Source organism: Collinsella aerofaciens (assembly GCF_040910325.1).
Taxonomy (GTDB): domain Bacteria; phylum Actinomycetota; class Coriobacteriia; order Coriobacteriales; family Coriobacteriaceae; genus Collinsella; species Collinsella aerofaciens_BL.
Window position 1 is genome coordinate 26,954 of sequence record NZ_JBDGAV010000014.1, and the last position, 24,549, is coordinate 51,502.

Sequence of the window (24,549 nt, forward strand, 5' to 3'; positions counted from 1 at the left end):
ATCTGGAACAGCCGTGTGCCGATGAGGAGACGCTGGTCGAAGCTGCGCTTGCGGCGCGCCCGCGCAAGGTCGTTATCAAGCGACCGGTGAAGGGGCCACTGCTTGCCGGCGTTAAGCCGAGCTATCAGCTTGCGGGCAAGGCCGTTCGCTACGATGTGTTAGTGCCGCCGCGCCCGTAACTTGCGTGCGATTACCGGCGCTTCGCTAGCGCCGTGCCGATGCGGCGTCTATTTCCATGGGTGCGACGTCAGGTGCCATCCACCGCAGTATTCGCATTTGTAGCAGGCCAAACCACGCCGCCCGCGGTTTTCGCAGTCGGCCATAACTGCCTCGGCCTCGGCGCGCGTATCGTAACGGTTTTTGCGTTCGCACGACTTGTAGCGCCAGGCTTCATTGCGCTCGGCGTTCAGGGCGTCGCGGCGCTCGTCTTCGCGCGCAAACAGGTAGCTCATATCGCCGCCGGTGGCAGCGCCCAAAAACTCGCTTTTGGCCTTTGACCAGGCGGCTCGCTTTTTGCTTCCCATCTGCATCGCGCCCCTCTCCAAACGTTGGTATCATTGCTCAATCAAAGTGATACCAATAAACGTGAGGTCGCCGCGTGATGATCAGAAAAACCCTCGATACCGACATTCCCGCCGTCATGGCTATCTATGACGCGGCCCGCGCCTTTATGCGCGCGCATGGCAACGCCACGCAGTGGCCCGAGGGCACGCCTTCTGCCGAGCAGCTGGCTGCCGATATCGCCGCCGGTGGCAGCTATGTGTGCGAAGTCGATGGTCGCGTGGTGGCGACGTTTGCCTTTTTACCGGGCCCGGACGAGTGCTATGACGTAATTGAGGACGGTCAATGGCGTAGCGACACTCCGTACGCCGTGCTGCACCGTGTGGCATCCGACGGCACCGTGCACGGTATCGCGGCCGCGATGTTTGCCTTTGCCAAGGAGCGTGCCGATCACCTGCGCATCGACACACATCAGGACAACCTGCCCATGCAGGGAGCCATTGCCAAGGCCGGGTTTAAGCGCGCCGGTATCGTATATGTGTCGGACGGTACGCCGCGTGTTGCGTTTGACTGGCTGCGCGAGGCGTAAGAGCGACGCCTCATATCAATAATTCATGCGAACGAAACTGGCCCAGGTGGGGTCATTTTCGTTCGCTGTGCTGATTTGCAAGCCGGCTTTCGCAAGGCGCGAACCTACGAAAATCGCCGCGCGGCAACGCGGGGCGATGAGCTCGGTCGGGGGATAGGGCCCGCTTCGCCCGCCGGCCCGTAAATTGTATCATCCAGTGTGGAACGAGGGTGCCCGTTGCCGCGTGCGATGGGCTTGCAATAAGAGGAGAGCCATGTCGAAGCAAGCGGTCGCTGGAATCTTGGCGCATGTCGATGCCGGCAAGACCACGCTGGCCGAGGCCATGCTGTTTAACGCGGGCCGCATTCGCAAGCGCGGCCGCGTTGACGATGGCGACTCGCATCTGGATACGAACGAGATTGAGCGTGAGCGCGGTATCACGATCTTCTCGTCGCAGGCTGTGCTCGACCATGGTGACACCCACGTTATGCTCGTGGACGCTCCCGGCCATGTCGATTTTTCTGCCGAGGCGGAGCGCACGCTGCGTGCCCTGGACTACGCGATTCTGGTGGTAGGCGCCAACGATGGCGTACAGGGGCACACCGAAACCCTGTGGCGCCTGCTTGCGCGCTATGACATCCCGACGTTCATCTTTATCAACAAGATCGATTTGGAGAATCCCGGCCGCGATGTTTTGCTGGCACAACTTGGGCAACGTCTTTCTGAGGGGTGCCTGGATGCCAACGAACTGCTGGCGGGTGGCGCCGTTCAGGAGGACGCTGCTGCGTTGGACGAAGCGGCGCTCGAGGAGTTTCTTGAGGCGGGTGAGCTTTCCTCCGCGACGCTGTCGCGCATGGTTGCTGAGCGCAAGCTCTTTCCCTGCTTTGCCGGCTCGGCGCTCAAGGACCAAGGTGTGGACGAGCTGTTGGATGGTATATGCGCGCTGATGCGCGAACAGGCGTGGCTCCCGGAGTTTGCCGCCCGCGTCTATCGCGTCAGCCGCGGGGACCGCGGCGAGCGCTTGGCTTGGGTTAAAGTGACCGGCGGCACGCTGCATGCCAAACAGGTGATTAACGGACGTTCCGGTGCCGAGGCATGGGAGCAGAAGGTCGATCAGGTACGCATCTATAACGGCGAGAAGTATGAGCTTGCCCAAGAAGTTGCTGCTGGCGGCATTTGTGCCGTGACGGGCCTTGCGCACGTTCGCCCAGGGGACGCTCTGGGCGCGGAACCTGCGTGCGATGCGCCCGTCATTGCGCCGGTCCTCACCTATACGGTGCTTCCGGTCGAACACGATGTCCACGCGGTGTTCAAAGCGCTGACTGAGTTGGCGGACGAAGATCCCATGCTCGGCGTAGGCTGGAACACCCATCTTGAACAAATACATCTGCAGCTTATGGGGGCGGTGCAGCTCGAGGTCGTGCAGCGGGTGTTGGCCGATCGCTTTGGCCTTTCGGTTGCGTTTGAGTCTGGCGGCATTCTCTATAAGGAGACTATTTCGCAGCCGGTCGAGGGCGTGGGCCACTTTGAGCCACTGCGCCACTATGCCGAGGTGCATCTGCGTCTGGAGCCGTTGCCGGCGGGTTCGGGCGTGCAGTTTGGCACCGTGACCTCGACCGATGAGCTCGATCTTAACTGGCAGCGTCTGGCACTCACCAACGCCATGGAGCGCGATCACCTGGGCGTGCTGACCGGCTCGCCCATCACCGATGTGCGCATTACGCTCACGGGCGGCCGTGCGCATGCCAAACACACCGAGGGCGGCGATTTTCGCCAGGCCACGTACCGCGCGATTCGCCAGGGGCTCATGCAGGCGCGTGAGGCTGGCGCGGCGGTGCTGTTGGAGCCGTGGTACCACTTTGAGCTCGAGGTGCCGGGGGAGTGCGTGGGCCGGGCGCTCTCGGATGCCACGCGCATGGGTGCCGAGTACGAGCCACCGACGATGACGGGGGACCGGGCGAAGCTTGTGGGTCGCGTGCCGGCATCCGAGGTGCAGGACTATGCCCTGGAGGTAGCTGCCTACACGAGCGGTCGCGGGCATCTGTACCTGGAGTTCGCCGGCTATGCGGCTTGCCATGATGCCGAGCGCGTAATCGAGACGGCCGCCTATGAGCCCGAGGCCGATCTGCCCAACACGCCCGACTCGGTCTTTTGCTCTCACGGCGCTGGTTACACGGTCAAATGGTACGACGTACCCGCCGCGGCGCACGTAAAGATCGATCCCGCCACCTTCCGCCCCTGGCGAGCAGCAGACGCCGAGTTTTTCGGCCACATGTGACAGAGGGGCAGCCCCTTTGTCAGATTCAGTTGGTATAACTCGGTATAAGTTGGTATAACTGTTACCAGGATTTACCGATCCGAGGAGGCCGACATGAATCCAAATCCCTTTAAGCCAACGGCAGGCAAGCGGCCTCCGATGCTCATCGGTCGAGAGTCGGTCATCGAAGATTTTGAGGAAGGACTCGACAACGGCGCCGGAGCGCCGGGTAGACTCATGCTCATTACGGGAAACCGCGGCTGCGGCAAAACGGTTCTCCTGCGGGAGCTGCAACGTCTAGCCAGCGAGCGCGGATGGGCGGTTATCTCCGATTCCGCTTCGCTTGGCTTATGCGACCGCTTAGCCGACGCGCTTCGCTCGAATAAGCCCGTTGTGACGTCAATGGAGTTCGGTCCGTCGTTTGGCCGGATGTCGGTCGAGGCGGCGCGAGCAAAGGGCGAAACGTTGCGAGGGCTGGTCAACGAGCGCCTCAAGAAGCTCGGTCCAGGCAAGGGCATACTGTTTGCGATTGACGAGGCACAATCGGCGTCTATCGAGGAACTGGCGGCCCTTGCCGTTCTCTATCAGCAGTTGCTCGGAGACCAGGATGCCACGGGCTTGCCCGATAGCGACCAGCGCGGTCTTGCGCTGGTGTTCGCTGGCTTGCCCAGTATGGTTGACGATCTGCTCGAAGAGCCGAGCGTGACGTTTTTGCGGCGTGCCCAGCAGCGTACGCTGGAGGCGATATCTTTGCCCAAGGTACGCGATTCGTATATCCAGACGGTCAAAGACGCTGGTCTTTACGTTGACGCGGAGACAGCGGACCTTGCGGCGCACAAGAGCATGGGGCATCCCTATATGGTTCAGCTGGTGGGATATTACATGTGGCGGTCTGCTGTCCGGCGTAGCTCGCAGGTCATCGAAAGGCGCGATGTCGAGGATGGCCATGCGGATGCCGTCTCCGAGTTCTACGAAGCGGTTGACGCGCCTCTGTATTACGGGCTGCGCAGTCCACAGCGCCTCTTTATCGAGGCCATGGCGGTTGAAGAGGGCAAACCGACGCGCATGGCGGATATCATTGAGCGCTGCGAGCGTACCCAGAGCTGGGCGAGTAAATATCGCGCAAGCCTGATTCGCGAGCGCGTCATCGAAGCTGCCGGATACGGCCTCGTCCGGTTTACCGTGCCCATGCTGGGCGCGTACATTCGCGATCGAGTTATATGGCATGAGTAGGGTGATAAAGGTGACGGAACAGAAGATGAGCCCGCAGGCTATCGAGGTACGTGGCGCACGTGTCCATAACCTTAAGGACATCGATATCGATATTCCGCTGGGAAAGCTCGTGGGTATTGCCGGCGTGTCAGGTTCGGGCAAGAGCTCTCTGGCGCTGGGGGTTCTTTATGCCGAGGGCTCGCGTCGTTACCTGGAGGCGCTCAGCACCTATACTCGACGTCGCCTGACGCAGGCCGAGCACGCTCAGGTGGACGAGGTACTGCACGTGCCGGCGGCGCTCGCGCTGCACCAGCGTCCGAGCGTGCCGGGCGTGCGCTCGACCTTTGGCACCATGACCGAGCTCAACAATAGCCTGCGTTTGCTCTTCAGCCGCTGTGCCCATCACGTGTGCCCGCATTGCGGGGCGCGTGTGGAGCCGAGCCTTAACGTGGCTGCGGGCCTGTCGCTCACGTGTCCGACATGCGGCCGCGAGTTCTACGCGCCGAGTGCCGAGGATTTGGCTTTCAATAGCGGTGGTGCATGCCCCACCTGCGGTGGCACCGGCGTCATGCGCGAGGTGGACGAGGCGAGCCTGGTGCCCGACGAGTCAAAGACTATCAACGAAGGTGCGGTCCTTCCCTGGGGCACGCTCATGTGGGATCTGATGAAGCAGGTGGCTGGCGAGATGGGCGTACGCACCGACGTGCCGTTTAACCAGCTCACGCCTCAGGAGCGCGACATCGTGTTCCATGGTCCGGCGGTCAAAAAGCACATTCTCTACGTTCCCAAAAACGGCGAGGGCGCCACGCCGCTCGACTTCACCTATTACAACGCCGTCTATACCGTGGAGAATGCGCTTGCCAAGGTTAAGGACGACAAGGGGCTCAAGCGCGTTGCGCGCTTTCTGCGCGAGGGGCCATGCCGTGACTGTGGCGGCACGCGCCTCTCCGAGGCCGCACGCCAGCCCCAGGTACGCGGTATCAATCTGGCACAGGCGGCGGCCATGACATTGGGCGAGGCGATTGAGTGGGTGCACGGGGTGCCCGCATCCTTGCCGGCCGAGATGCAGCCCATGGCAGTGGATATCTGCGATTCATTTTTGAGCACGGCTCGTCGCTTGGTCGACCTGGGGCTTGACTATCTCTCGCTCGACCGCGCCGGCGCCACGCTCTCCACGGGTGAGCGCCAGCGCGTCCAGCTCGCCCGCGTGGTGCGCAATCGCTCGACGGGCGTGCTCTATGTACTGGACGAGCCCTCGATTGGCTTGCATCCTGCCAATGTCGACGGCCTGGTGGGCGTGATGCGCGATCTGGTGGATGACGGCAACACCGTGGTTGTTGTCGACCACGATACGCGCGTACTGGCGGAAGCCGACTATCTTGTCGAGATGGGCCCCGTTGCCGGAGCAGGCGGCGGCAATGTGATCGCCGCTGGTACGGTAGACGAGGTCGAGCAATCGCAGAGCAGTCGCATCGCGCCGTTTTTGCGCGCCGAGCCCAAGCGCTTGCGTCCGCAGGTGACTGACGACGAAATGTTCGACCAGGGCCATATCCGCATGGCGACCGATGCCATCCATACCGTCAAGCCGCTCGAAGTCGATATCCCGCGCGGTCGCTTGGTTGCGGTTACGGGTGTTTCGGGTTCGGGCAAGACGACGTTGGTGCTCGAGACGCTCATCCCGGCACTCAAGGCGCAGGCAGCTGGCGAGCGCCTGCCGGGGCACGTGCGTTGGGTCGATGCCGAGGGTATTGCCCGCGCAAACCTGATTGACGCTACGCCCATCGGCGCCAACGTGCGCTCGACGGTAGCGACTTATGCCGACATCCATGATGAGCTGCGCCGCGCTTTCGCCCGTACGCCCGAGGCCAAGGCAGCCGGCTACAAGGCGGGCGCCTTTAGCTACAACACCGGCGCCTTGCGCTGCCCTACGTGTGACGGCACGGGCTCGATATCGCTCGACGTGCAGTTTTTGCCCGACGTCGAGATCGTCTGTCCCGCATGTCGCGGCTCTCGCTACGCGGAATCCGCCTCGCATATCCATCGCGAGGGCAAGGACGGGAGCCTGCTTACGTTGCCGCAGCTTATGGATATGAGTGTGGATGAGGCGCTCGACGCCACACTGGGACTCAAGAAGGTTCAGACGCGCTTGCAGACCTTGCACGACCTGGGCCTGGGTTATCTCACGCTTGGCGAGCCCACACCGGCGCTTTCGGGCGGTGAAGCGCAGCGCCTTAAGCTTGCGAGCGAGATGGGCCGCGTGCAGGATGATGCCGTATTCGTATTTGACGAGCCCACGATTGGCCTGCATCCGCTCGATGTTCAGGTGTTGCTGAGTGTGTTCGACGGCCTTGTTGCCAAGGGCGCCACGGTTATCGTGATCGAACACGATCTCGACCTTATCCGCAATGCCGATTACGTGATCGACATGGGCCCGGGCGGTGGCGATGCGGGTGGGCAAATCGTCTGCGCCGGCACGCCGAGCGACATCGCGGCCTGCCCCGCAAGCATCACCGGCCGCTATCTATAGACAATGAGGCAAAGGGACAGCCTCTTTGCCTCATTGATGCCTATTTCACGCATTGAGCCGCGAGATAGTCGCGGAAGAATGGCAATTCAAATGCGACGAGCCCTCGTCCTCGTTCCCCGATGATGCCGGCATCTATCATGCGGCGTCGGTAGCGGGAGACCTGCTGCGGCGAACGCTTAAGGCGCTCGACAAGGTCGGCGGTGGTGGACTCTTCCTCGTCATCGAGCATGGCGATGAGGAATCGCTTGTCCTCTGCAGTGAGTTCCCGATAGGTTGCCGCGAGGATTCGGTCGTCCATCTCGTCGCGCGCGATTTTGATTCCCAGGTCAAAGTCGCGTGACGAGATTTCCTTCGAATCGCTTGTGAGATCCCAGGCACGGTAGCCTACGAGTTGCAATAGGAAGGGAAAACCAGAGATCGAGCGAACGGCTCTATCGATTCCCTCAGCATCTGCCAGGCGATCGTTTTCCTGGATTGTGCGAATCAAGGCCTCGCGCACGTCATAGTCGGCAATGCGACCCAGATGATATTGTTGGGCGCGGCGAAGGAACGAGACCGTCTTGTGGTTCAGCAACGTCGAGACGTTGTTGGGAAGTCCCGCCATGAGCAGGGCGACGCGTTTCCCATCGGTCACAAAGTGCTGATACGTTGCTGCGAGCTGAATCATCTCGTCGAGTATCGGGTCCACCTCGTCAACCGTGACGAGCAGACCGGTGCCCGCCTCGTTGAGCTGGTCGATGATGTCGCTCATGCGATAACGCCAGGTTGAGGCATCGTGAACGCGATTGACCTCGATGCTGCCGAGCGGTGCAATTCCGAGACCGGTGACTTCGAAGTGGTTGGACGATTCGATGAGATGGGCTGCGGCGCGTTTCGTCCCGATCTCGATTTCCTCAAGCATTCCCGGGAGCGCGGTCGTCTTTACGGCTATCCAGCCGTGGGATTCCGCCCTTGTCGCGAGCGACGACATGAGAGCGGTTTTACCGGTTCCACGCGCGCCTGAGAAGATCGAGGTCAATTCTGGGCGCCTACGCTGGCTCAAGAAGGCACGGTCCAAATCCCGAATAATCTGTTGTCTGCCAGCGAGATGGGCAGGAACCTCACCAAAACTGGGGGTAAACGGGTTCTCGAGATATTTCACAAGGCTCTCCTTTCACACCGCCGTTTAACTTCATTTTACTTTAGTTAATTCTGATTAAAAGTGAGGGCTCTTTATCTAGAGCATCAATTAGGCGTGTGTGCCATCGGCGTGGCGCTTGAATGTGACAAAGGGACAGCCCCTTTGTCACATTCCCGGAAAGCCTGCCTGGCGCAGGGCCTCGTAGAGGACGATGGCGGCGCTGTTGGAAAGGTTGAGGGCGCTGATGCGGTAGTCGTCGGGATTGACGAAGTTGCCGCAGATATCCTGCCGAAGGATGGCCTCGTGGCTGTCCTCGGTATGCCCCAGCGATTCCTCGTGGGCCTCCCAAGCCTCGGCGTTATCGAGTGAGTCGCAATCGCGCAGCATTGGGATGCGCTCGCAGCGCTCGGGCGCCGCGGCAAGCAGTGGCTCGGGAATGCCCGAACTCTCGCTGCCAAAGACCAAATAGTCGCCATCGCGGTAGGTGCTCTGCGCATAGGTGCGGCGTGCCTTTTTGGTCAGCAGATGCAGGCGACCATCGGCGGGGGAGAGGTCGTTGCGCGCAAGGAAATCCTCCCAGCCGGCATAGGTCGTCACGTCCAAGTTTTGCCAGTAGCCCAGGCCGGCGCGGCGTACCGTCTTGTCGTCGAGCGAAAAGCCCAACGGCTCCACCAGATGCAGGCGGGCGCCGGTGACAACGCAGGTACGGCCGATATTGCCCGTATTGGCCGGAATCTCGGGCGCATACAGCACGATGTTGAACATGAATCTCCTTGGCTCAGAACGAAAAACCACCACGAAGAGCACCTTCGTGGTGGTTTGGCGGTTACATAGGCGGAAAAATGCCCGCTTGGATAAACCTAGGCGCGGTGCCAGTCGGTCAGGCAGGCATCGAGGGAGGCGATGAGCGCATCCTTGTCCATGTGACGGCCGATGATGCACAGGCTCGTCATGCGGTCGCCCGTCTCGTCGTCCCAAATCTGCATGATCTCGGGGTTCTCGTCGATGATCTTCTGCTTCTCGCCCTCGGGCGCCGAATCGACAAACAGGCCGTTCTCCATCAGGCGCATCTGGTGGCCGGCCTGCTCAAACATGTAGCACATGTCCGGATCGCCGGTCTGCCACAGCGGACCCTTGACGCGGATGACCTCGTCGGGCCACTCCTGCTCAACAAAATTGGTGAACTTCTGCAGGTCAAACGGCTTGCGGCGCGAGTACACAAAGGTCTCGATGTCGTACTCGAGCACCTCGGGGTCGTCGTGCTCCTCGGGATGCTCCATGGCCTCGATCCAGGCGGCGGAGTTGTAGGCGCGCATAAAGTCGAAGCGGTCGGTGTCGAGCAGCTCCTCCATGGGGACCTCGCCGTTTTGGGCCTCGACAATCACGGCGTCCTTCTGCAGGCTGCGCACGATGGCCTTGAGCTCGGCGATCTGCTCGGGCGTCACGGTATCGGTCTTGTTGAGGACCAGCGTGGAGCAGAATTCGATCTGCTGGATGAGCAGGCTTTCGATGTCGTCCTCGTCGATATCCTCGGCCAGCAGGTCGCGACCGCCGTTGAACTCGTCGTACATGCGGGCGCAGTCGACCACGGCCACGATGTTGTCGAGCGCGAGCTTGGGCTCGCCGCCCACCTTGGCCTCGTCGCAGAAGCTCGAGATGGTGTAGGCGATGGGGATAGGCTCGCAAATGCCCGATGCCTCGATGATGATGTAGTCGAAGTTGCCCGAATCGGCGATGCCCTGCAGCTGGTTGGCCAGGTCATCCGAAAGCGTGCAGCAGATGCAGCCGTTGGTGAGCGGGATGAGGTCATCGGTCTCGGAAAGGCCGCCGTCGGCGATAAGGCTGGCGTCGACGTTGATCTCGCCGATATCGTTGACGATCACGGCGGCGCGGATGCCGCCGTCGTTAGCGAGGATGTGGTTGAGCAGCGTGGTCTTGCCGGCACCGAGGTATCCGGTAAGCATGATGATCTTCACGGGTTTGTTGGGCATGTGCCCTCCTTTGTTAGACATGGCTTACAGTTGAATCTTATGCCAAACGCCTGCTCTTATACCCACGCGCCGGCAAATAACACAAGCTACTCCCAGGCTCCCCATACATCGGGGCAATAACCGACGGTGGCCTTTTTGCCGTTGCGCACAATGGGCTCGGCTAGAACCTGCTGGTTCTCGAGCAGCTTGTCGAAGCGCTGACTAGGGGTGAGGTGCTGGATGAGCGCGAGCGTCTCCTCGTCCTTGGCCTTGGGGTTGAGCAGCTTGTCGATGCCGCCGACCGCCTGCATCACGCTCGTGAGCTCGCCCTTGCTCATCTCCTTTTCCTTCAGGTCAATAAACTGCACCTTAATGCGGCGCTCCTTAAAATAGCGCTGGGCCTTCTTGGTATCGAAGGACTTCTTGGTGCCAAAAATCTGGATATTCATGTTCCGCCGTTCTAACGAATAAAGTTGGTGCGCTCGCGATCGGCCTCGGGGGCATCGATGCCGGCAGCCTTGCCTGCCTCGATGCAACGCAGGAGCCATGCCATGTTTTTACCGATGTTTCGCATGGTAGCAAGGCCCTCGGCGTCCTGGGCAGCTTCACCCGGCATGGCGCCAAACACGTTGTTCCAGTAGGTGGAGGCGACCACGGGCATCTGGTTGATGGTGAAGTATTTATTGAGTACATCGAAGGTGGTCGACGTGCCGCCGCGGCGGGCAACGGCGACAGCGGCGCCCGGCTTGTGCGCAAAGGCCTTGCTGCCAGCATAGAATGCGCGGTCGAGAGCCGAGAGGATGCGTCCGCTGGGATGCGCATAGTAGACGGGGGAGCCAAAGACAAAGCCATCTGCCTGCTCGGCGGCAGCGATCAGCTCGTTGACCACGTCATCGTCAAAGGTGCAGCGACCGCTAAGCTTGCCGCACTGGCCGCAACCGATGCAATCGCGAATGGGCTTGGCGCCCAGCTGGAACACCTCGGTATCGATGCCCTCGGCATGCAATTGCTCGGCGACCTCGGCGAGTGCGCGGGCGGTGTTGCCGTTTGCCTTGGGACTGCCATTGACCAAAAGAACCTTCATCACAAACTCCCTCTGCTTTTGGTGACTTCTGCAGAGGATTATCGCACGATGGGGGAGGCGGTGCGGGCGCGGTGCTAATCCAGTTTGGTACCTGGCACCTGCACGGCTTTCCCGAGCAACGCTTTAAGCTCGTTCAAAATGGAAACAGGCTGACGGTCGACGCCGTCCAGATGGAGCGTGGCCACGCGAATGGGCGGCTGATATTCAAGCGAGCCGATGAGCACGGGAGAACCCAGGAACCGTTCGATGTCGCTTGCGATCTCATCGATTGCCTCGGGGCCGAGCTCATCGAAGAGTGCCACGAATGTCGGCCCCGTCGAGCGGAACAGGCGGCCCTTGCCGCGCGAACAATCCATGAGGCAGGCGGCGCTTTCGGCGAGCACGCGGTCGCCTGCATCGAATCCAAAGCGGGCATTGACCTCGGCGATATCGTCGACCTTAATGGCAATAAAGCCTGCCTCGTGCGGCACGCGGCGCATCTCTCCAATAGCGTTGACCAGCGCGTGGACATCGCCCAGGCCCGTTACCGAGTCGGTCGTATCCGCTAGGCTTCGGTTGACGATAATGCCCACATACATGCTGGGCTCGGTATCGGTGCCGTCCAAGCGGTAGCCCGTGCAGTCGCAAAGCGCGTATTTTCCGGTGGCATCCATTACGCGATACTGCATGTAGTGGAAGTGCCACGTGCCGTTTATCACCATGTCGAGCTCGGCGCGTACGTTGTCGCGGTCCTCGGGATGAACGCGGGCGAGCCACATGTCGAGTGAGTTAAAAGGGTGCTGGGAAGGCAGGTCAAAATCGCGCACGGCGTTAACCGACCATTGCGATTCTCCAGTATCGAGGTTAAGGATGAACGGATAGCGCGTCTCGGAGCTCATGGAGATCGCTTGGAACACCCGGTCGTTGCAGGGAAGCTGATTGACGATTGGGCGTTGCGGCGCGTCATTGTTTTCCGGTTGCTGTACACGATGCATAAGCTTATAGCGATACATCTTGCGATCGGCGTCCATCGTCATCTGGCGACGCGTGTCGCCGGCAAGTGGATCGACGCGCGAGCAGCCAAAGCTAAAGCTGGCGATCATGGGCGCCTTGCCATCTGAGCTCGCCTCGATCAGCCCGGCACGTACCTGCTCCAAGCGCTGCTCGAGTTCAGTCTCGTTTGCGGAGAGCGAGATAAGCACAAACTCGTCTCCACCGATACGGAACAGCATCTCATCGTGCTCCATGGTTTCGGAGAGCGTGCGGCAGATGCTCAGAATATAGCGATTGCCTTCGGCGTGGCCAAACCTATCATTGCAATGCTTGAGATGGTCGATGTCAATATAGGCGCAGGTGAAGGGGTCGCCTTTGCGCCAGAGCTGCTCGACGTGACGGTCGAGTCCGCTGCGGTTGCCCAAGTTGGTGAGCGGATCGATATAGGCGTTGCGCTCAAGCAGCCGGCGCTCTTGTTGCAGGATGGCATGCGTCTTTTGCAGTTGCTCACCAACGGCGCGTAGCTCAGCAGGCAGCGCGGCAACATCGAGTTCGGCGGTCGAGATGCCATTCGCAAGTCGTTGGAGATAGGCAATAATCAATTGCTCACCCAGGCGATATGACTCGTTCATGATGGATAACCTCCTTGGGCGGAACAATGGTTTGTATCATATCCCCAATTCGGTTTGAATTGGGGATATAAGTCAGCTAATGGAGGCAAATTCCCCCTTCGGCGGTGGCGTTTTGCGCGCGAGCGTATCAGTTGTTATTGCCACCATCGAGCAATGCCTCAAAATCCTTCGCCGGCATGGGGCGGTAGTAGAGGAAGCCCTGAGCGTAGCGGGCGCCCATGTGGCGTAGTATGTTTGCCTGCTCATTTGTCTCGACGCCTTCGACCACGACGGGCAGATGGAGCGACTGCGCCATCTCGAGCATCGATGACACGATCTGCGCGCTGCGGCCTTGATCGCGGTCGGTGGGCACAAAGGTGCGGTCGAGCTTGATGACGTCGACGTTGACGTTCTTGAGCATCGCGAGCGTGGACTGGCCGGTGCCAAAATCGTCCATATAGGTCGAGAAGCCGCGGGTGTGCAGGTCGGCTGTCAGTTTGTCCACGGCCTCGGACTCCCCCGTATAAGCCGTCTCGGTGATCTCGATACGCATGAGCTCGGGCGGTAGGTTGTATTGGGCGGCGAGCGCCCCCATATGTTCGGCAACGTCGCAGGCAAGGATATCCACGCGCGACACATTAAGCGAGACCGGAACCACGCAAAGTCCTCGATCGATGCGCCCGCGCAGCCACGAGGCGACACCCTGCCAAATGTACTTGTCGAGCGTCACCACAAAGCCGCTTTCCTCGAGTGCGGGGATAAACGTTGCGGGCGAAATGAGAGAGCCGTCCTTGTCAATCCAGCGGGTGAGTGCTTCGGCGCCAATAATCTCGCCGGTTTCCATATCGACCTGGGGCTGAAGATAGTACGTGATGCGACCATTTGACAGCGCGTACTGGAATTCGGTCAGCGTGCGGTTGAACACGATTTCGCGCTTGTACTCCTCGGGGCAAAAAAATGGCAATGCGCTCCTTAAAGTCGTTTTTTGCGCGCCGATTGGTAAACATGGCCTTTGCCTGCGCATCGATGGTGATCTCCTCATTGGAATCGATGGGGTAAACGACCATGGACGGCCAAAAACCTACGCCGCCATCATACCTGGCTACTGCCTCGCGAACGCGGTTGTAGATTTGATGGACGGTGATGTGCTTAAAGGGGATGAGTACGCAAAAGTCATCTTGGCCCCAGTACCCTGCGACGCCCATGTCGGCATTCTCGATGTCCTTGAGGACCGTGCCCACATCGGCAAGCAGGCGGTCGCCTTCGGCCTGTCCATACCATTCGTTAAACAGGCGCATGTGGTCCATGTCGACCGTGGCGATGCACCAGGCGCCGTCGCGTCTTGCCTCGAGAAAAGCGTTGGCGCGCCGCATAAACTCGCTGGGTCGATAGAGGCCCGTGAGCGTATCGATGCGTTCGGCGACGGCGCTTTTACGCTCAATCTCGGGTATGGGGAGGCTGTCGTTGGGTGCAAGCCCGCCGGCGGCGCGAAGACGACGGTCGAGTTCGCCTAAAACAGCGGTCGCTTGATTGATTAAGCGCTCGTAAAAGGCCGGGACGACAAGACAGACGGGGGTAATGGTGTCGTTCGCGATTCGAACAGGAGCGAAAACGGCCTCTTTAAGATGATGGGTCAGTTGCTCGAATGCCTCGTGGTCCAGATCGTTGCTGAGCACGACGAACTGGGCGTTTCGCGAGCGGAAGACGCGACTTCTGCCGCGGGTGATCGATAGCATGCGGCCTGCGTATTCGGCGAGCATGTTGTCGACAGCCTCGGCCCCGTAGAGCTCGTTGAACTTTGCCGTGCCACAAACGCGGACCGCTATAAGCCCCGTCTCGCAACGGTCGCGACGGCAGGCATCGATAGCGTTGATCAGCATACGCTGCGTTCCGAGGCCCGTGGCGGCGTCGACGGTCTCGGCGAGTGAGTGGTTAACAAGTTCGCCGACATAGAGCGAGGGGGTATTTCCGTCGCCGTCGATGCGAAACCCGCGAGCGCGGCAGAGGACGTAGTCGCCCGCGGCATTGCGCATGCGGTACTGCATGACGCGGCGGTGTTTGGAGCCATTATAGATTTGGTCGATGTCGTTGATGTAGGCCTCAAGGTCATCGGGGTGGACGCGCGTTTTCCAGTAATCGTGGCAGTTGTCTACATGCTCAGAAGGAAGACCGAGATCGCGCAGGGCGCCTTGTGACCATAGGGTGCGATGTTTGTCCAAGTTCTCGATAAAGCAATAACGGCCTTCGTTGAGCATCGAAAAGGCGTCAAAAACGCGATCGCTTATTTCGAAGTCGTCGGTGTGGACTTGCGCGATATTGCGTCGATCAAGATGCATGGCATGGCGTAGCTTGTAGTCGTACATGCGATGGTCGGCATCGAGTGTCATGCGATTGGAGGCTTCACCCAGGGCGGGGTCGGCGTGCGACACTCCGTAGCTAAACGAGTGAGGCATCTCGGAATCGTTGTTTTTGAGTAGGACCGTTCGGCAGTGTTCCAGGCGCTCGGCGAGGTCGTCCTCGGTCGCAATCGTAGACAGGATGGCAAACTCGTCGCCGCCTATGCGAAACGCCGCCTCGTCCACTTTCATATACAGCTTGAGATAGAGACTTACCTGCAAGATATAGCGGTTGCCCTCGTCATGCCCAAAGACGTCGTTGCAGTGCTTAAGGTTATCGATGTCGATAAATGCCATGGTCACGGGCAGTTCCTGCTCCCAGATTTCCTCTAGGGAATGGGCAAAGCCGCCGCGGTTGCCAAGTCCGGTGAGCTGGTCGGTAAAGGCCGTCCTAATCAGATCATCCTGACGCTCGAGAAGGTCACGGACGGTCTTTTCGAGCGTTTCGGTGTAATTGCTGGCGGTGTCCATGTTGTAAGCGGCTTTCTGAGGTCGGGGCGGATGGCGTCGGGCGAGCTCGTAGTGTACACGCGTCGTTGCTCGGCGCCTTGCGTGTATCCAGGCCCCCGCCTTGCTGCGTTGTTGAGTTACTTTGCCGGCTAATGTTCGCTGTTGATAACAGCTGAGTAGTATAGACAACAGTGCACAATTATATATGGGCGCACATGCTGTGGGCGGCTATTATTCGCCAAACGGCAGCGCCTGGGTGCGCATGAAAAATGCGACTGGGACGGTATATGTTGACGGGTATACTTGTCCCGGTTAAATTTGCGGGGACGGAGATGGTCGCGTGGCACAGTCAAATATGACGCGTACGGTGGGGCTTGCGCTCGAGGGAGGCGGCTACCGCGGTATGTATACGGCGGGCGTGCTCGACGTCTGGATGGAGCACGGTTTGACCTGCGACCATATGGTGGGTGTCTCGGCGGGCGCGGCGTTTGGCTACAACTTTAAATCGCGCCAGATCGGCCGCGCCATTCGCTACAACAAGGCCTATTGCGCCGATAAGCGCTATGCGGGTGTAGCAAGCTGGTTGCGAACCGGCGACATGTTCAATGCCGATTTTGCCTATCACGAGGTGCCTATCGAGCGCGATCCCATCGACTTGGAGGCGTATCGCGCCTGCCCCATGCGGTTTACGTGCGTGTGTACCGATATCGAGACGGGCAAGGCCGTCTACCACGACCTGCCCTATGGCGATGAGCGCGATATCGAGTGGATCCGGGCGTCGTCTGCGATTCCCGTGGCGACGCGTCCCGTTGCTATTGGCGGGCATAAGTATCTGGATGGTGGCGTGGCTGATTCTATTCCCAGTGCATGGCTGTTTTCGCAGGGGTATGACCGCAATATCGTGGTACTCACGCAGCCGGCGGGCTTTGTGAAGCAGCCCAACAGCGTGATGCCCATGCTGCGGCGCGTGTTCCGTCACTACCCGGAATTTGTCGCAGCGCTTGAGCATCGGCATGAGGTCTACAATGCCACGCTCGATGACCTGGCACGTCGCGAGGCTGCCGGCGAAATCTTTGTGGTACGGCCGAGCGAATCGGTGAAGGTGCCGTCGCTGTGCCGCGAACCGGATGAACTTGAGCGCATCTACCAGATCGGCCGTCACGATGCGGAGGCGACCTTGCCCGAGCTGGAAGCGTATCTGGCGGGGTAAGGGTTGCATGCGGAAAGCGCATCCCGGAATGGAGGTCCAAACTGGGATGCGCTTTCCATTGCTGAAGATATGAGGTCGCGAATCAGTTGCTCGGCCTGAGCCTATGCCTGCTGCCAGGTGTCGACGAGTTCCTTGGCCGCGGCGTGGGGGTCATCGGCGCTGCAGACAGCGCTCACCACAAAGAAGCCGTCGACGCCGGTGGCCTTGAGCTGCGGCAGGTCGGCCGTCTTGACGCCGCCGCCCACCACGATGGGCACGGGGCTTGCCGCGTGGAGTGCGTCCAGGTCCTCAAAGCTCTTGGTGATGATAGAGCCGTCGGCCGCGCGTCCGCAGTCGCGCTTGGTCTCGGTCTCGTGGAGCGGGCCGATGCCCAGGTAGTCGACCAGGCTCATGTCGGCGGTCTTGACGTACTCGAGCATCTCCTCGCAACGGGCCGAAAGGCCCACGATGGCATCGGGGCCCAGCAGCTTGCGACAGACCTCGACGGGAATATCGTTTTGGCCCACGTGCACGCCGTCGACAGCAATACCCTGCTCGCGTGCGGCAAGCACACAGTCCAGACGGTCGTCGATTAACAGGGCGACCTGACCGGTCTTGCCAGCATGTGCGATTGCCTGCGCGGCGTCGCCGGTCAGCGCGATGATCTCGCGGGCGCTTGCCACCTTGGAGCGCACTTGAATGCAAGTAAAGCCGGCGTCGAGTGCCTGGGCCACCACATCGCCCACGGGGCGTCCGAGCGTATTTTCGGGGCCGAGCACCAGATAGGCCGAGATATCAAGGTTGTCGCGGATGCTCATCGTGCTTCCTCCTGCTTTTTGATCTGCGCTTCCATGCGCTCGAGCTTGCCGGTCATGGTGTCGGTAAATCCGGGCCGAATATCGGCTTTGAGCACGACTTCGGTGCGGATGCCCTTGCTCGCCAACACAAAGGTTGCGTCGCGCACGACCTGCATGACCTCGTCCCAGTCGCCCTCGATCTCGGTGAACATCGAGGTGGTGCGGTTGGGGAGGCCGCTCTCGCGAATGACGCGCACGACCTCGGCGACCTCGGCGGACAGCTCATCGCCGGTGCCGCACGGGGCGATGGCCACAGCGATGAGCGTGTTCATGCCGGCATTGGTTGCGGGCTCGGACATGGCCTATGCCTCCTCGAGGTCGAGCTGGTTGTTGGCGATGTCCTGGGCGGTTGCGCGGTAGAGCTCGTCGATAAAGGTGACCTTAAAGCTTGCCGGGGCGTCGGCGACAGCGGCGGCACGCGAGCCGGCAACGTTGTAGACGGCGGTGCCGCAGACGGCGGCCGTAAACGGGTCGGCAGCGCAGGCGTACACAGCCAGCACGCCGCCCTGCGAGCAGCCGCAACCGGTGATCTTGGACATGAGCGGGCTGCCGCCGTGAGACTTGGCCACGGTCGTGCCGTCGGTAATCAGGTCGACTTCGCCCGAGACGACCACGGCGCCGCCAGTGTAGCGGGCGAGCGCCACGGCGGCATCGCGGGCGGCGTCGACCGTGTCGGTGGTATCGACACCGCGCACGCGGCTCAGATTGGCCGCCTCGCCTTCAAGACCCCACAGGCCGGCGAGCGCGATGATCTCGGAGGCGTTGCCGCGCACGATGGCGGGCTTGTACTGCTTGAGTTCGTTTACCAGCTGGGTGCGCAGGCTGCCAATGCCCAGGCCCACCGGATCGAGCACCCAGGGCTTGCCGGCGTCGTGTGCCGCCTTGGCCGCGCGGGGAATCGTCTGCTCGTAGATGGGGAAGAGCGTGCCCATGTTGAGATAGATGGCGCCGCCGCCGGCAACGAGTGCCTCGCCCTCGTCGGGTAGATAGACCATGGCGGCCGAACCGCCCACGGCGAGCTGCGCGTTGGCGACAAAGTCGATCGTCACCGTGTTGGTGATGGAGCCGGCCATCGGATTGGTGGCGCGAATCTCCCCCACGGCCTTGATCACGTTTTGCTTAAGCTGTTTCGAATCAATCACTGCACATGCCTCCTTGGCATAGAAAAGGGGCGCCGTGCATAGACAGCGCCCCTGTAAAGGCGGCATGCTCCCTACGCCAGCATTAACTGACAGGTTCAAAGGATTGGGCCCCATGCCCTCTCAGCCTTGTGGTTTGCACCGCCGGCACTCCCGCATCGAATCTGTTGTTCCCTATACTAGCGCACCTGCCAAATAGGGATAGGTTTATTTTGGCAGGTAACAACTGGGGCTTTGCGTTTTCCCAGATAAAACCTGCCAAAATAAACCTGTCCCTTTTTGGCAGGTCGGTACAATAGACGGGATTAAGAATGACCAAGGGGACCTTATGATCAAACTTGTGCTGACCGATATGGACGATACGCTGATTCCTGCTGGACACGATGGCGCCAGCGACTACGCCATCGAGGGCATTCATGCCATGCAGGCGGCGGGCCTGCATTTTGGCCCGGTTTCGGGTCGCCAGCCGTCCGCGATGGGCTGGATGTTCCGCAATCGCTCCGAGTGCTTCTCGACCGGTGCGTTTTGCAACGGCCAGGTGATGTTTGTCGATGGCGAGGCGGTTGCCTCGCGCACAACTGATAACGATGCCCTGATGCGCCTGGCCGACTACCTGGAGCAAGAGACCGACGATACCTATTTGAAGGTCTACCGTCTGGGTGATGACTTTTGGGACAACGACGCCTATTGCGTGACAAGCGATCCCGAGCGTGTGCGTCGCGCCATGGAGTCAGGCGGCAACGCGTGGCTCAAGGGCGAAGAGGCTCCCTGTCGCCCTGTCGTTGACGATGCCCCGGTATACAAGGCGAATATCTGGAGTGCCCGTTCGCGCGAGGAGCTCGCCGAGCTGCGCAAGCGTGTTGCCGCCGAGGTGCCGGAGCTCTCGCTCGTGTTTCCCAACAACCGCGTGCGCCTGTTCGACGTTCTTCCGACCGGCTGGGACAAGGGCTGTGCTGCGCTGGAGCTGGCGCGCGCTTTGGGCCTGACGCCCGACGAGGTGGCCGTATTCGGCGATTCCGATAACGATTTGCCCATGATCGACGCCGTTCCCAATTCCGTTGCAGTCGCCAATGCCAACGAGGCCGTCACGGCTGCCGCGCGCTGGCATATCGGCGCTGCGGCAGACGATGCGGTCGCCGGGGCTCTACATCAGATTGCCGCCTGCGCCGCGACGGGGGAGATGCCGTCGTTTATGCGTCAGATGGACGCGACGGGTTTCGACGTCACGAACGTCTAGGGAGAAGGCTATGAAGCTTCAGCAGCTCAGATATGTTGTTAAGGTTGCCGAATGCGGCAGCATCACCGAGGCCTCGCGCCGGCTCTTTGTGTCGCAGCCCTCGATCACCGCGTCGATCCGCGATCTCGAAAACGAGATGGGTGTGCATATCTTTGAGCGCACCAACAAGGGCGTCATTGTGTCCGAGGAAGGCGAGACCTTCTTGGGCTACGCGCGCCAGGTGCTCGACCAGGCCGACCTGCTCGAGGGCAAGTACAAAGGCACGTCCGAGCAGGTGCCGCACTTTAGCGTGAGTTGCCAGCATTATTCCTTTGCCGTTAACGCGTTTGTTGACGTGATCCGCGAGTTCGATGCCGCGCGTTACGACTTCACCCTGCGCGAGGAGCAGACTCACGAGATTATCGAGGATGTCGCGCATATGAAAAGCGAACTGGGCATCCTGTACTTATCTGAGCATAACCGCGAGGTTATCGAGCGCATGCTTGCCGCCAACGAGCTCGTATTCGAGGGGCTTTTCTGCGCTACGCCGCATGTCTTCGTGTGCGCCGACCATCCACTGGCGGACCATGCCAGCGTGACGCTCGAAGATCTCGAGGACTACCCGTTCCTGTCCTACGAGCAGGGCAGCTATAACTCGTTTTACTATTCCGAGGAACTGACCTCGACCTTTGAGCGTTGCAAGAATATCCGCGTGCGTGACCGTGCGACGTTGTTCAACCTAGCTATGGGCCTTAACGGTTACACGGTGTGTTCGGGCGTGATCAGCCACGAGCTCAACGGGCCGGGTATTATCTCGATTCCGCTCGATGTGGACGAATACATGGAGATCGGCATTATCACGCGCAAAAATACGACGCTCACGCGCTATGGGCAGGCCTATATCGACGCGATTCGTCAGCATATCTAGTTTGTTATGTCTGCCGTGCGCATGATGCCGAGCGGCGCGTATTGATATAGCTATTCCCTATGCCAAACCAAAAATAATACGTATTTTACGATGGCTACTTGAGCACTCATACTTTGTCCCGTTAAAGCATCCACGCAAAAAAGGAGATCAGTATGAGCAAATCCACCCAGCTCAAAGCGCCGTTTCGCGCCGATATCGTCGGCAGCTTTCTTCGTCCGCAAGCTGTTAAGGATGCGCGTGCCGCCTATGCCGCGGGCAAACTTGACGCCGCCGGCCTTAAGGCCGTCGAGGACGAGGCCATTCGCGATTTGGTGGCTAAGCAAAAGGCCGCTGGCTTGCAGGTGATCACCGATGGCGAGTTCCGCCGCAGCTACTGGCATCTCGATTTTATGTGGGGACTCAACGGCATTGAGCGCCGCGCCTCGCGCACGGGCTACATGTTCCACAATGAGGAGACTACCGCCGACACTGCCGTGGTGACCGGTCCCATTAGCGGCGAAAACCATCCGTTCGTCGAGCACTTCAAGTTTGTCAAGGCGCTTGAGGGGGAGGGCCAGGTCGCGCGTCAGACCATTCCGGCGCCGATTCAGACGTTCTCCGAAGTCACGCTCGTCCGCTGCGATGGTCAGCAGGAGAGTCTGCGCGCCGTCTACAAGACCGACGAAGAGCTCGCCGATGCCATCGCCGCAGCATATCGCACCGTGATTGCCGACCTGTATGCCGCAGGCTGCCGCAACATCCAATTTGATGACTGCACCTGGGGCATCTATTGCGATAGCGACTTTGTGTCCAAGACCGGCATGAGCCCGGTTGACCTGCAAAAGGTGAGCGAGCTGGGCGTGGCGCTCAACAATGCCGCCATCGCGGGCAAGCCCGACGATCTGGTCATCAACACGCACGTGTGCCGCGGCAACTATCACTCCACGTATGCCTTCGAGGGCGGCTATGACCCCATCGCGCCGTACCTGTTCGCAAACGAGGATGTCGATGCATTTTACCTGGAGTTCGATACGCCGCGCGCCGGTGGTTTTGAGCCGCTGAAGTATGTTGCCCCCGGCAAGAAGGTCGTGTTGGGCCTGGTGACCACCAAGGTCGCTGAGCTTGAGGACGAGGATGCCATCGTCGAGCGTATTCACGAGGCGGCAAAGTACGTGCCGCTCGAGAACCTGTATCTGTCGCCCCAGTGCGGCTTTGCCAGCTGCGAGATTGGCAACAAGCTGACCGAGGACGAGCAATGGGCAAAGATCGCGCTGGTCAAGCGCGTTGCCGAGCGCGTTTGGAAATAGCGGTAACGTTCGCAGGTGACGGCGCGTGCGAGACATGGCGCATCGCGTACAATGGTTCGGATCGTATCGTTCGGGCAGGTTATCCGATATGCCTGATCGCCCTTCCATTCGAAAGGACATCCATGTCCCAGTCCTCGACGCCCGCCGTCAGCGATGCCATCTACGACGCATCGTCGCTCGGTCGCCCGCGCATGTTCCTGCTCGGCCTACAGCACCTGTTTGCCATGTTTGGCGCCACCGTGCTGGTGCCCGTGCTCACCGGCCTCTCGGTATCGGCAACGCTTTTGTTTGCCGGCTTGGGCACGCTGCTGTTCCACTTCCTGTCGCGCGGTAAGGTGCCGGCATTTTTGGGCTCATCGTTTGCCTTTATTGCCGGTTATGCCGCAATCGCGCCCAACGGCGAGGCCGAGCTTCTGCCTTACGCCTGCCTGGGCGTTGCCTGCGCCGGTCTACTCTATCCGGTACTTGCGGCACTCTTCCGCGCGTTTGGCGCCAAGCGCGTCATGCGCTTCTTTCCGCCGGTAGTGACGGGCCCCATCGTCATTTCCATCGGCTTGATTCTGGCGAGCTCCGCTATTGCCAACTGCCAGACCAACTGGCTTGTGGCTGTTATTGCCGTTGCCGTTATCGTGATCTGCAACATTTGGGGTCGCGGCATGGTCAAGATCGTGCCGATTCTGCTGGGCGTTGTGGTGAGCTATGCCGTTACGGCTGCGCTGGGCGAGGTCGACTTTTCTGGCGTCGCAGCCGCTTCCTGGGTCGGTCTTCCCATCGTGTGGGACAACACCGTGTTTGCGCTCTTTGGACCGCAGTTCGATAGCGGTCTTGCCACGACGGCCGTCATCACCATCATGCCGCTGGCCTTTGCGACCATGATCGAGCATATCGGCGATATCTCTGCTATTGGCTCCACCTGCGAGCGCAACTACATTGCCGACCCCGGTCTGCATCGCACGCTGCTCGGCGACGGTCTTGCCACGATTCTGGCTTCGCTTTTTGGCGCTCCGGCCAACACTACGTATGGCGAGAATACCGGCGTGCTCGCCCTGACGCGCGTGTTCGACCCACGCGTGATTCGCATTGCCGCGTGCTGCGCCATCGTGCTTTCGTTCTGCCCCAAGTTCGCTGCCGTGATCGCCGCCATGCCGCCATGCGTTATCGGCGGCGTGTCGCTCGTACTCTACGGCATGATCAGTGCCGTAGGCGTGCGCAACCTCATTGAGAACCAGGTCGATTTCCAGAACAACCGCAACGTGCTGGTGGCCGCTCTGGTACTCGTGCTTTCGCTCGGCATTGCCTATAGCACCGCCGGCGCCATCGTGTTGGAGCTGGGCGGCGTGACCATTTCACTGTCCGGCATTGCCGTGGGCTCACTGGTGGGCATTGTGCTCAACGCGATTCTGCCGGGTAACGACTTCGAGTTCGACGTTTCTGAGCTTGAGGAGACTGTCGAGTAGGAGTTGTGTTCAGCTAAATAATAAAATGGCGCCCGTGCGTATGCATGGGCGCCATTTTTAATGCGTCAGTGTCCAGTGTATGCCGCGGGCCATGCGCAAGTCGGTTTGGGTAAAGTGATTGCCGGGGTTGAGCTCCAGCGTTGTTGGAATGCCGCGCTCGACGAGCAACGCTTCCATCGCGCGTGTGTCGTCGAGCACGTGCCTCATCATGCGGTTGGGTGTCTTGGTTTCCTTTTTGCCGAGTGACAGGTAGACGGCTTGCGATCTGCTGGTAAAAGGGGCCGTGCTGGCGCGATCGACAAAGTCGGGAAACCATAGCGACCCCGATGCGCTCGCGGCGCGGTCAAAAGCGTCGGTTTGCCAGAGAGCCCAAAGCGAAAAGAGGCCTGCCAGCGAGTAGCCGGCAATGCCGCGCCAGGTGGGCGGCTGAGGAAGCGACGACTCCACCTGGGGGATTATCTGATTCAGCAGCTCATCAAGAAAACCGGCAGCTTGGCCGCCGAAAGGCTCGGCATCGCGTACGCATCCGTCGCATTCCCAAGGGCTTAGCTCGCGATTCCAATCGAGCCCGCCGATGGCGACAAGGGTGAATGGCGGACAGTCGAGCTCTCGGCAGCGGTCATAAACCTCGCTGCCGTCGCCCACGACCACAGGAAGGTAGATGACAGGCGCGCTTTCCGTATGATTCGAATAAACGGTTATTTGCTTTTGATGCGCTTCCATGACGGGCTTCTCTCAGTGTTGTGATATCGGCAGCCCCAATTGTCGCACGCCAGCGTATGCCGGTTGGGCTAGACCAAAGACAATCT

Annotated in this window: 23 protein-coding genes and 1 riboswitch; of the genes, 10 read left to right on the forward strand and 13 right to left on the reverse strand. The window is 60.3% G+C overall.

Translation table 11 applies throughout. From position 1 onward, the window contains the following. Positions 1-32 precede the first annotated feature (32 nt). Complete coding sequence (locus AB5Z25_RS06970; protein ID WP_368135163.1) at positions 33-179, forward strand: class I SAM-dependent methyltransferase; 147 nt, start codon at positions 33-35, stop codon at positions 177-179. 48 nt (positions 180-227) lie between these two features. Here the strand turns inward: AB5Z25_RS06970 and AB5Z25_RS06975 are convergent, their stop codons facing one another. Further along, positions 228-530 carry a hypothetical protein gene (locus tag AB5Z25_RS06975; RefSeq protein WP_226790416.1) on the reverse strand — a complete coding sequence of 101 codons (303 nt, stop codon included), beginning with the start codon at positions 528-530 and terminating at the stop codon, positions 228-230. Positions 531-601: 71 nt separating this feature from the next. On the opposite strand from AB5Z25_RS06975, the gene AB5Z25_RS06980 reads away from it, so the two are divergent. From AB5Z25_RS06980 to AB5Z25_RS06995, 4 genes are all read left to right on the forward strand, one after another. Further along, positions 602-1,090 carry a GNAT family N-acetyltransferase gene (locus tag AB5Z25_RS06980; RefSeq protein ID WP_138375184.1) on the forward strand — a complete coding sequence of 163 codons (489 nt, stop codon included), beginning with the start codon at positions 602-604 and terminating at the stop codon, positions 1,088-1,090. Between the two features lie 253 nt (positions 1,091-1,343). Continuing rightward, on the forward strand, positions 1,344-3,347 hold the full coding sequence (locus AB5Z25_RS06985) for a GTP-binding protein (protein WP_368135142.1): 2,004 nt from the start codon (positions 1,344-1,346) through the stop codon (positions 3,345-3,347). A gap of 93 nt (positions 3,348-3,440) precedes the next feature. Then, a complete protein-coding gene (locus AB5Z25_RS06990) occupies positions 3,441-4,559 on the forward strand; it encodes a DUF8462 domain-containing protein (RefSeq protein WP_117769848.1) in 1,119 nt (372 codons plus the stop codon). Further along, positions 4,552-7,065: an excinuclease ABC subunit UvrA gene (locus AB5Z25_RS06995; protein ID WP_438265594.1), complete on the forward strand. Its 2,514-nt coding sequence runs from the start codon at positions 4,552-4,554 to the stop codon at positions 7,063-7,065. The genes AB5Z25_RS06990 and AB5Z25_RS06995 overlap by 8 nt, the downstream gene beginning before the upstream one ends. A gap of 40 nt (positions 7,066-7,105) precedes the next feature. Here AB5Z25_RS06995 and AB5Z25_RS07000 read toward each other — a convergent pair whose 3' ends face one another. From AB5Z25_RS07000 to AB5Z25_RS07035, 8 genes are all read right to left on the reverse strand, one after another. Continuing rightward, complete coding sequence (locus tag AB5Z25_RS07000; protein ID WP_368135144.1) at positions 7,106-7,966, reverse strand: DUF8462 domain-containing protein; 861 nt, start codon at positions 7,964-7,966, stop codon at positions 7,106-7,108. Between the two features lie 384 nt (positions 7,967-8,350). Beyond that, a complete protein-coding gene (locus AB5Z25_RS07005) occupies positions 8,351-8,950 on the reverse strand; it encodes a tRNA (cytidine(34)-2'-O)-methyltransferase (RefSeq protein ID WP_368135145.1) in 600 nt (199 codons plus the stop codon). Between the two features lie 95 nt (positions 8,951-9,045). Continuing rightward, positions 9,046-10,176: a GTP-binding protein gene (locus tag AB5Z25_RS07010; protein ID WP_368135146.1), complete on the reverse strand. Its 1,131-nt coding sequence runs from the start codon at positions 10,174-10,176 to the stop codon at positions 9,046-9,048. Positions 10,177-10,262: 86 nt separating this feature from the next. Beyond that, positions 10,263-10,604, reverse strand: a complete 342-nt coding sequence (locus AB5Z25_RS07015) for an arsenate reductase family protein (protein WP_022093957.1) — start codon at positions 10,602-10,604, stop codon at positions 10,263-10,265. An 11-nt stretch (positions 10,605-10,615) separates the two neighbouring features. Then, a complete protein-coding gene (locus AB5Z25_RS07020; protein WP_368135147.1) occupies positions 10,616-11,239 on the reverse strand; it encodes a flavodoxin family protein in 624 nt (207 codons plus the stop codon). Between the two features lie 74 nt (positions 11,240-11,313). Then, positions 11,314-12,843, reverse strand: a complete 1,530-nt coding sequence (locus tag AB5Z25_RS07025) for a diguanylate cyclase domain-containing protein (RefSeq protein ID WP_368135148.1) — start codon at positions 12,841-12,843, stop codon at positions 11,314-11,316. Between the two features lie 127 nt (positions 12,844-12,970). Beyond that, positions 12,971-13,666, reverse strand: coding sequence for an EAL domain-containing protein (locus AB5Z25_RS07030; protein WP_368135149.1), 696 nt, complete (start codon positions 13,664-13,666; stop codon positions 12,971-12,973). Beyond that, positions 13,617-15,689 (reverse strand): diguanylate cyclase domain-containing protein, encoded by a 2,073-nt coding sequence (locus AB5Z25_RS07035; protein ID WP_368135150.1) that lies wholly within the window; start codon positions 15,687-15,689, stop codon positions 13,617-13,619. Before AB5Z25_RS07035 ends, AB5Z25_RS07030 begins: the two co-directional genes overlap by 50 nt. Before the next feature lie 319 nt (positions 15,690-16,008). On the opposite strand from AB5Z25_RS07035, the gene AB5Z25_RS07040 reads away from it, so the two are divergent. Continuing rightward, complete coding sequence (locus AB5Z25_RS07040) at positions 16,009-16,878, forward strand: patatin-like phospholipase family protein (RefSeq protein ID WP_368135151.1); 870 nt, start codon at positions 16,009-16,011, stop codon at positions 16,876-16,878. Between the two features lie 101 nt (positions 16,879-16,979). Here AB5Z25_RS07040 and AB5Z25_RS07045 read toward each other — a convergent pair whose 3' ends face one another. Genes AB5Z25_RS07045 through thiM form a run of 3 tightly spaced genes read right to left on the reverse strand, consistent with a single transcriptional unit; the run spans position 16,980 to position 18,856 of the window. After that, positions 16,980-17,675: a thiamine phosphate synthase gene (locus tag AB5Z25_RS07045; protein ID WP_215673327.1), complete on the reverse strand. Its 696-nt coding sequence runs from the start codon at positions 17,673-17,675 to the stop codon at positions 16,980-16,982. Then, a complete protein-coding gene (locus tag AB5Z25_RS07050; RefSeq protein WP_006234516.1) occupies positions 17,672-18,013 on the reverse strand; it encodes a thiamine-binding protein in 342 nt (113 codons plus the stop codon). The genes AB5Z25_RS07045 and AB5Z25_RS07050 overlap by 4 nt, the downstream gene beginning before the upstream one ends. Positions 18,014-18,016: 3 nt before the next feature. Next, positions 18,017-18,856, reverse strand: coding sequence for a hydroxyethylthiazole kinase (gene thiM / locus AB5Z25_RS07055; RefSeq protein ID WP_368135152.1), 840 nt, complete (start codon positions 18,854-18,856; stop codon positions 18,017-18,019). 51 nt (positions 18,857-18,907) lie between these two features. Continuing rightward, positions 18,908-19,018, reverse strand: a riboswitch (TPP riboswitch). Positions 19,019-19,181: 163 nt separating this feature from the next. Here thiM and AB5Z25_RS07060 point away from each other — a divergent pair. The 4 genes from AB5Z25_RS07060 to AB5Z25_RS07075 all read left to right on the forward strand — a co-directional run bounded on the left by AB5Z25_RS07060 (position 19,182) and on the right by AB5Z25_RS07075 (position 23,740). Beyond that, positions 19,182-20,090, forward strand: a complete 909-nt coding sequence (locus tag AB5Z25_RS07060; RefSeq protein WP_349099782.1) for an HAD-IIB family hydrolase — start codon at positions 19,182-19,184, stop codon at positions 20,088-20,090. Positions 20,091-20,100: 10 nt separating this feature from the next. Next, positions 20,101-20,997 (forward strand): LysR family transcriptional regulator, encoded by an 897-nt coding sequence (locus AB5Z25_RS07065; protein WP_368135153.1) that lies wholly within the window; start codon positions 20,101-20,103, stop codon positions 20,995-20,997. A 152-nt stretch (positions 20,998-21,149) separates the two neighbouring features. Continuing rightward, a complete protein-coding gene (locus AB5Z25_RS07070) occupies positions 21,150-22,283 on the forward strand; it encodes a 5-methyltetrahydropteroyltriglutamate--homocysteine S-methyltransferase (RefSeq protein WP_368135154.1) in 1,134 nt (377 codons plus the stop codon). A gap of 122 nt (positions 22,284-22,405) precedes the next feature. Beyond that, the gene (locus AB5Z25_RS07075) at positions 22,406-23,740 is read left to right on the forward strand and encodes a uracil-xanthine permease family protein (protein ID WP_368135155.1); all 1,335 of its coding nucleotides are present in this window, start codon (positions 22,406-22,408) and stop codon (positions 23,738-23,740) included. A gap of 57 nt (positions 23,741-23,797) precedes the next feature. Here the strand turns inward: AB5Z25_RS07075 and AB5Z25_RS07080 are convergent, their stop codons facing one another. Beyond that, on the reverse strand, positions 23,798-24,463 hold the full coding sequence (locus tag AB5Z25_RS07080; RefSeq protein ID WP_368135156.1) for an alpha/beta hydrolase: 666 nt from the start codon (positions 24,461-24,463) through the stop codon (positions 23,798-23,800). Positions 24,464-24,549 lie beyond the last annotated feature (86 nt).

Excerpts from the sequence above, each read along its gene's own strand:
- AB5Z25_RS06995 (WP_438265594.1), top strand. The coding sequence starts at position 4,552 with ATGAGTAGGGTGATAAAGGTGACGGAACAGAAGATGAGCCCGCAGGCT.
- AB5Z25_RS07060 (WP_349099782.1), top strand. The coding sequence starts at position 19,182 with ATGATCAAACTTGTGCTGACCGATATGGACGATACGCTGATTCCTGCT.
- AB5Z25_RS07065 (WP_368135153.1), top strand. The coding sequence starts at position 20,101 with ATGAAGCTTCAGCAGCTCAGATATGTTGTTAAGGTTGCCGAATGCGGC.
- AB5Z25_RS07015 (WP_022093957.1), bottom strand. The coding sequence starts at position 10,604 with ATGAATATCCAGATTTTTGGCACCAAGAAGTCCTTCGATACCAAGAAG.
- AB5Z25_RS07025 (WP_368135148.1), bottom strand. The coding sequence starts at position 12,843 with ATGAACGAGTCATATCGCCTGGGTGAGCAATTGATTATTGCCTATCTC.
- AB5Z25_RS07010 (WP_368135146.1), bottom strand. The coding sequence starts at position 10,176 with ATGCCCAACAAACCCGTGAAGATCATCATGCTTACCGGATACCTCGGT.
- AB5Z25_RS07005 (WP_368135145.1), bottom strand. The coding sequence starts at position 8,950 with ATGTTCAACATCGTGCTGTATGCGCCCGAGATTCCGGCCAATACGGGC.
- AB5Z25_RS07045 (WP_215673327.1), bottom strand. The coding sequence starts at position 17,675 with ATGAGCATCCGCGACAACCTTGATATCTCGGCCTATCTGGTGCTCGGC.
- AB5Z25_RS07050 (WP_006234516.1), bottom strand. The coding sequence starts at position 18,013 with ATGTCCGAGCCCGCAACCAATGCCGGCATGAACACGCTCATCGCTGTG.
- AB5Z25_RS07000 (WP_368135144.1), bottom strand. The coding sequence starts at position 7,966 with ATGCTTGAGGAAATCGAGATCGGGACGAAACGCGCCGCAGCCCATCTC.
- AB5Z25_RS07030 (WP_368135149.1), bottom strand. The coding sequence starts at position 13,666 with ATGGAAACCGGCGAGATTATTGGCGCCGAAGCACTCACCCGCTGGATT.
- AB5Z25_RS07075 (WP_368135155.1), top strand. The coding sequence starts at position 22,406 with ATGTCCCAGTCCTCGACGCCCGCCGTCAGCGATGCCATCTACGACGCA.
- AB5Z25_RS06980 (WP_138375184.1), top strand. The coding sequence starts at position 602 with ATGATCAGAAAAACCCTCGATACCGACATTCCCGCCGTCATGGCTATC.
- AB5Z25_RS07020 (WP_368135147.1), bottom strand. The coding sequence starts at position 11,239 with ATGAAGGTTCTTTTGGTCAATGGCAGTCCCAAGGCAAACGGCAACACC.
- AB5Z25_RS06975 (WP_226790416.1), bottom strand. The coding sequence starts at position 530 with ATGCAGATGGGAAGCAAAAAGCGAGCCGCCTGGTCAAAGGCCAAAAGC.
- AB5Z25_RS06990 (WP_117769848.1), top strand. The coding sequence starts at position 3,441 with ATGAATCCAAATCCCTTTAAGCCAACGGCAGGCAAGCGGCCTCCGATG.
- AB5Z25_RS07035 (WP_368135150.1), bottom strand. The coding sequence starts at position 15,689 with ATGGACACCGCCAGCAATTACACCGAAACGCTCGAAAAGACCGTCCGT.
- AB5Z25_RS07080 (WP_368135156.1), bottom strand. The coding sequence starts at position 24,463 with ATGGAAGCGCATCAAAAGCAAATAACCGTTTATTCGAATCATACGGAA.
- AB5Z25_RS06985 (WP_368135142.1), top strand. The coding sequence starts at position 1,344 with ATGTCGAAGCAAGCGGTCGCTGGAATCTTGGCGCATGTCGATGCCGGC.
- AB5Z25_RS07070 (WP_368135154.1), top strand. The coding sequence starts at position 21,150 with ATGAGCAAATCCACCCAGCTCAAAGCGCCGTTTCGCGCCGATATCGTC.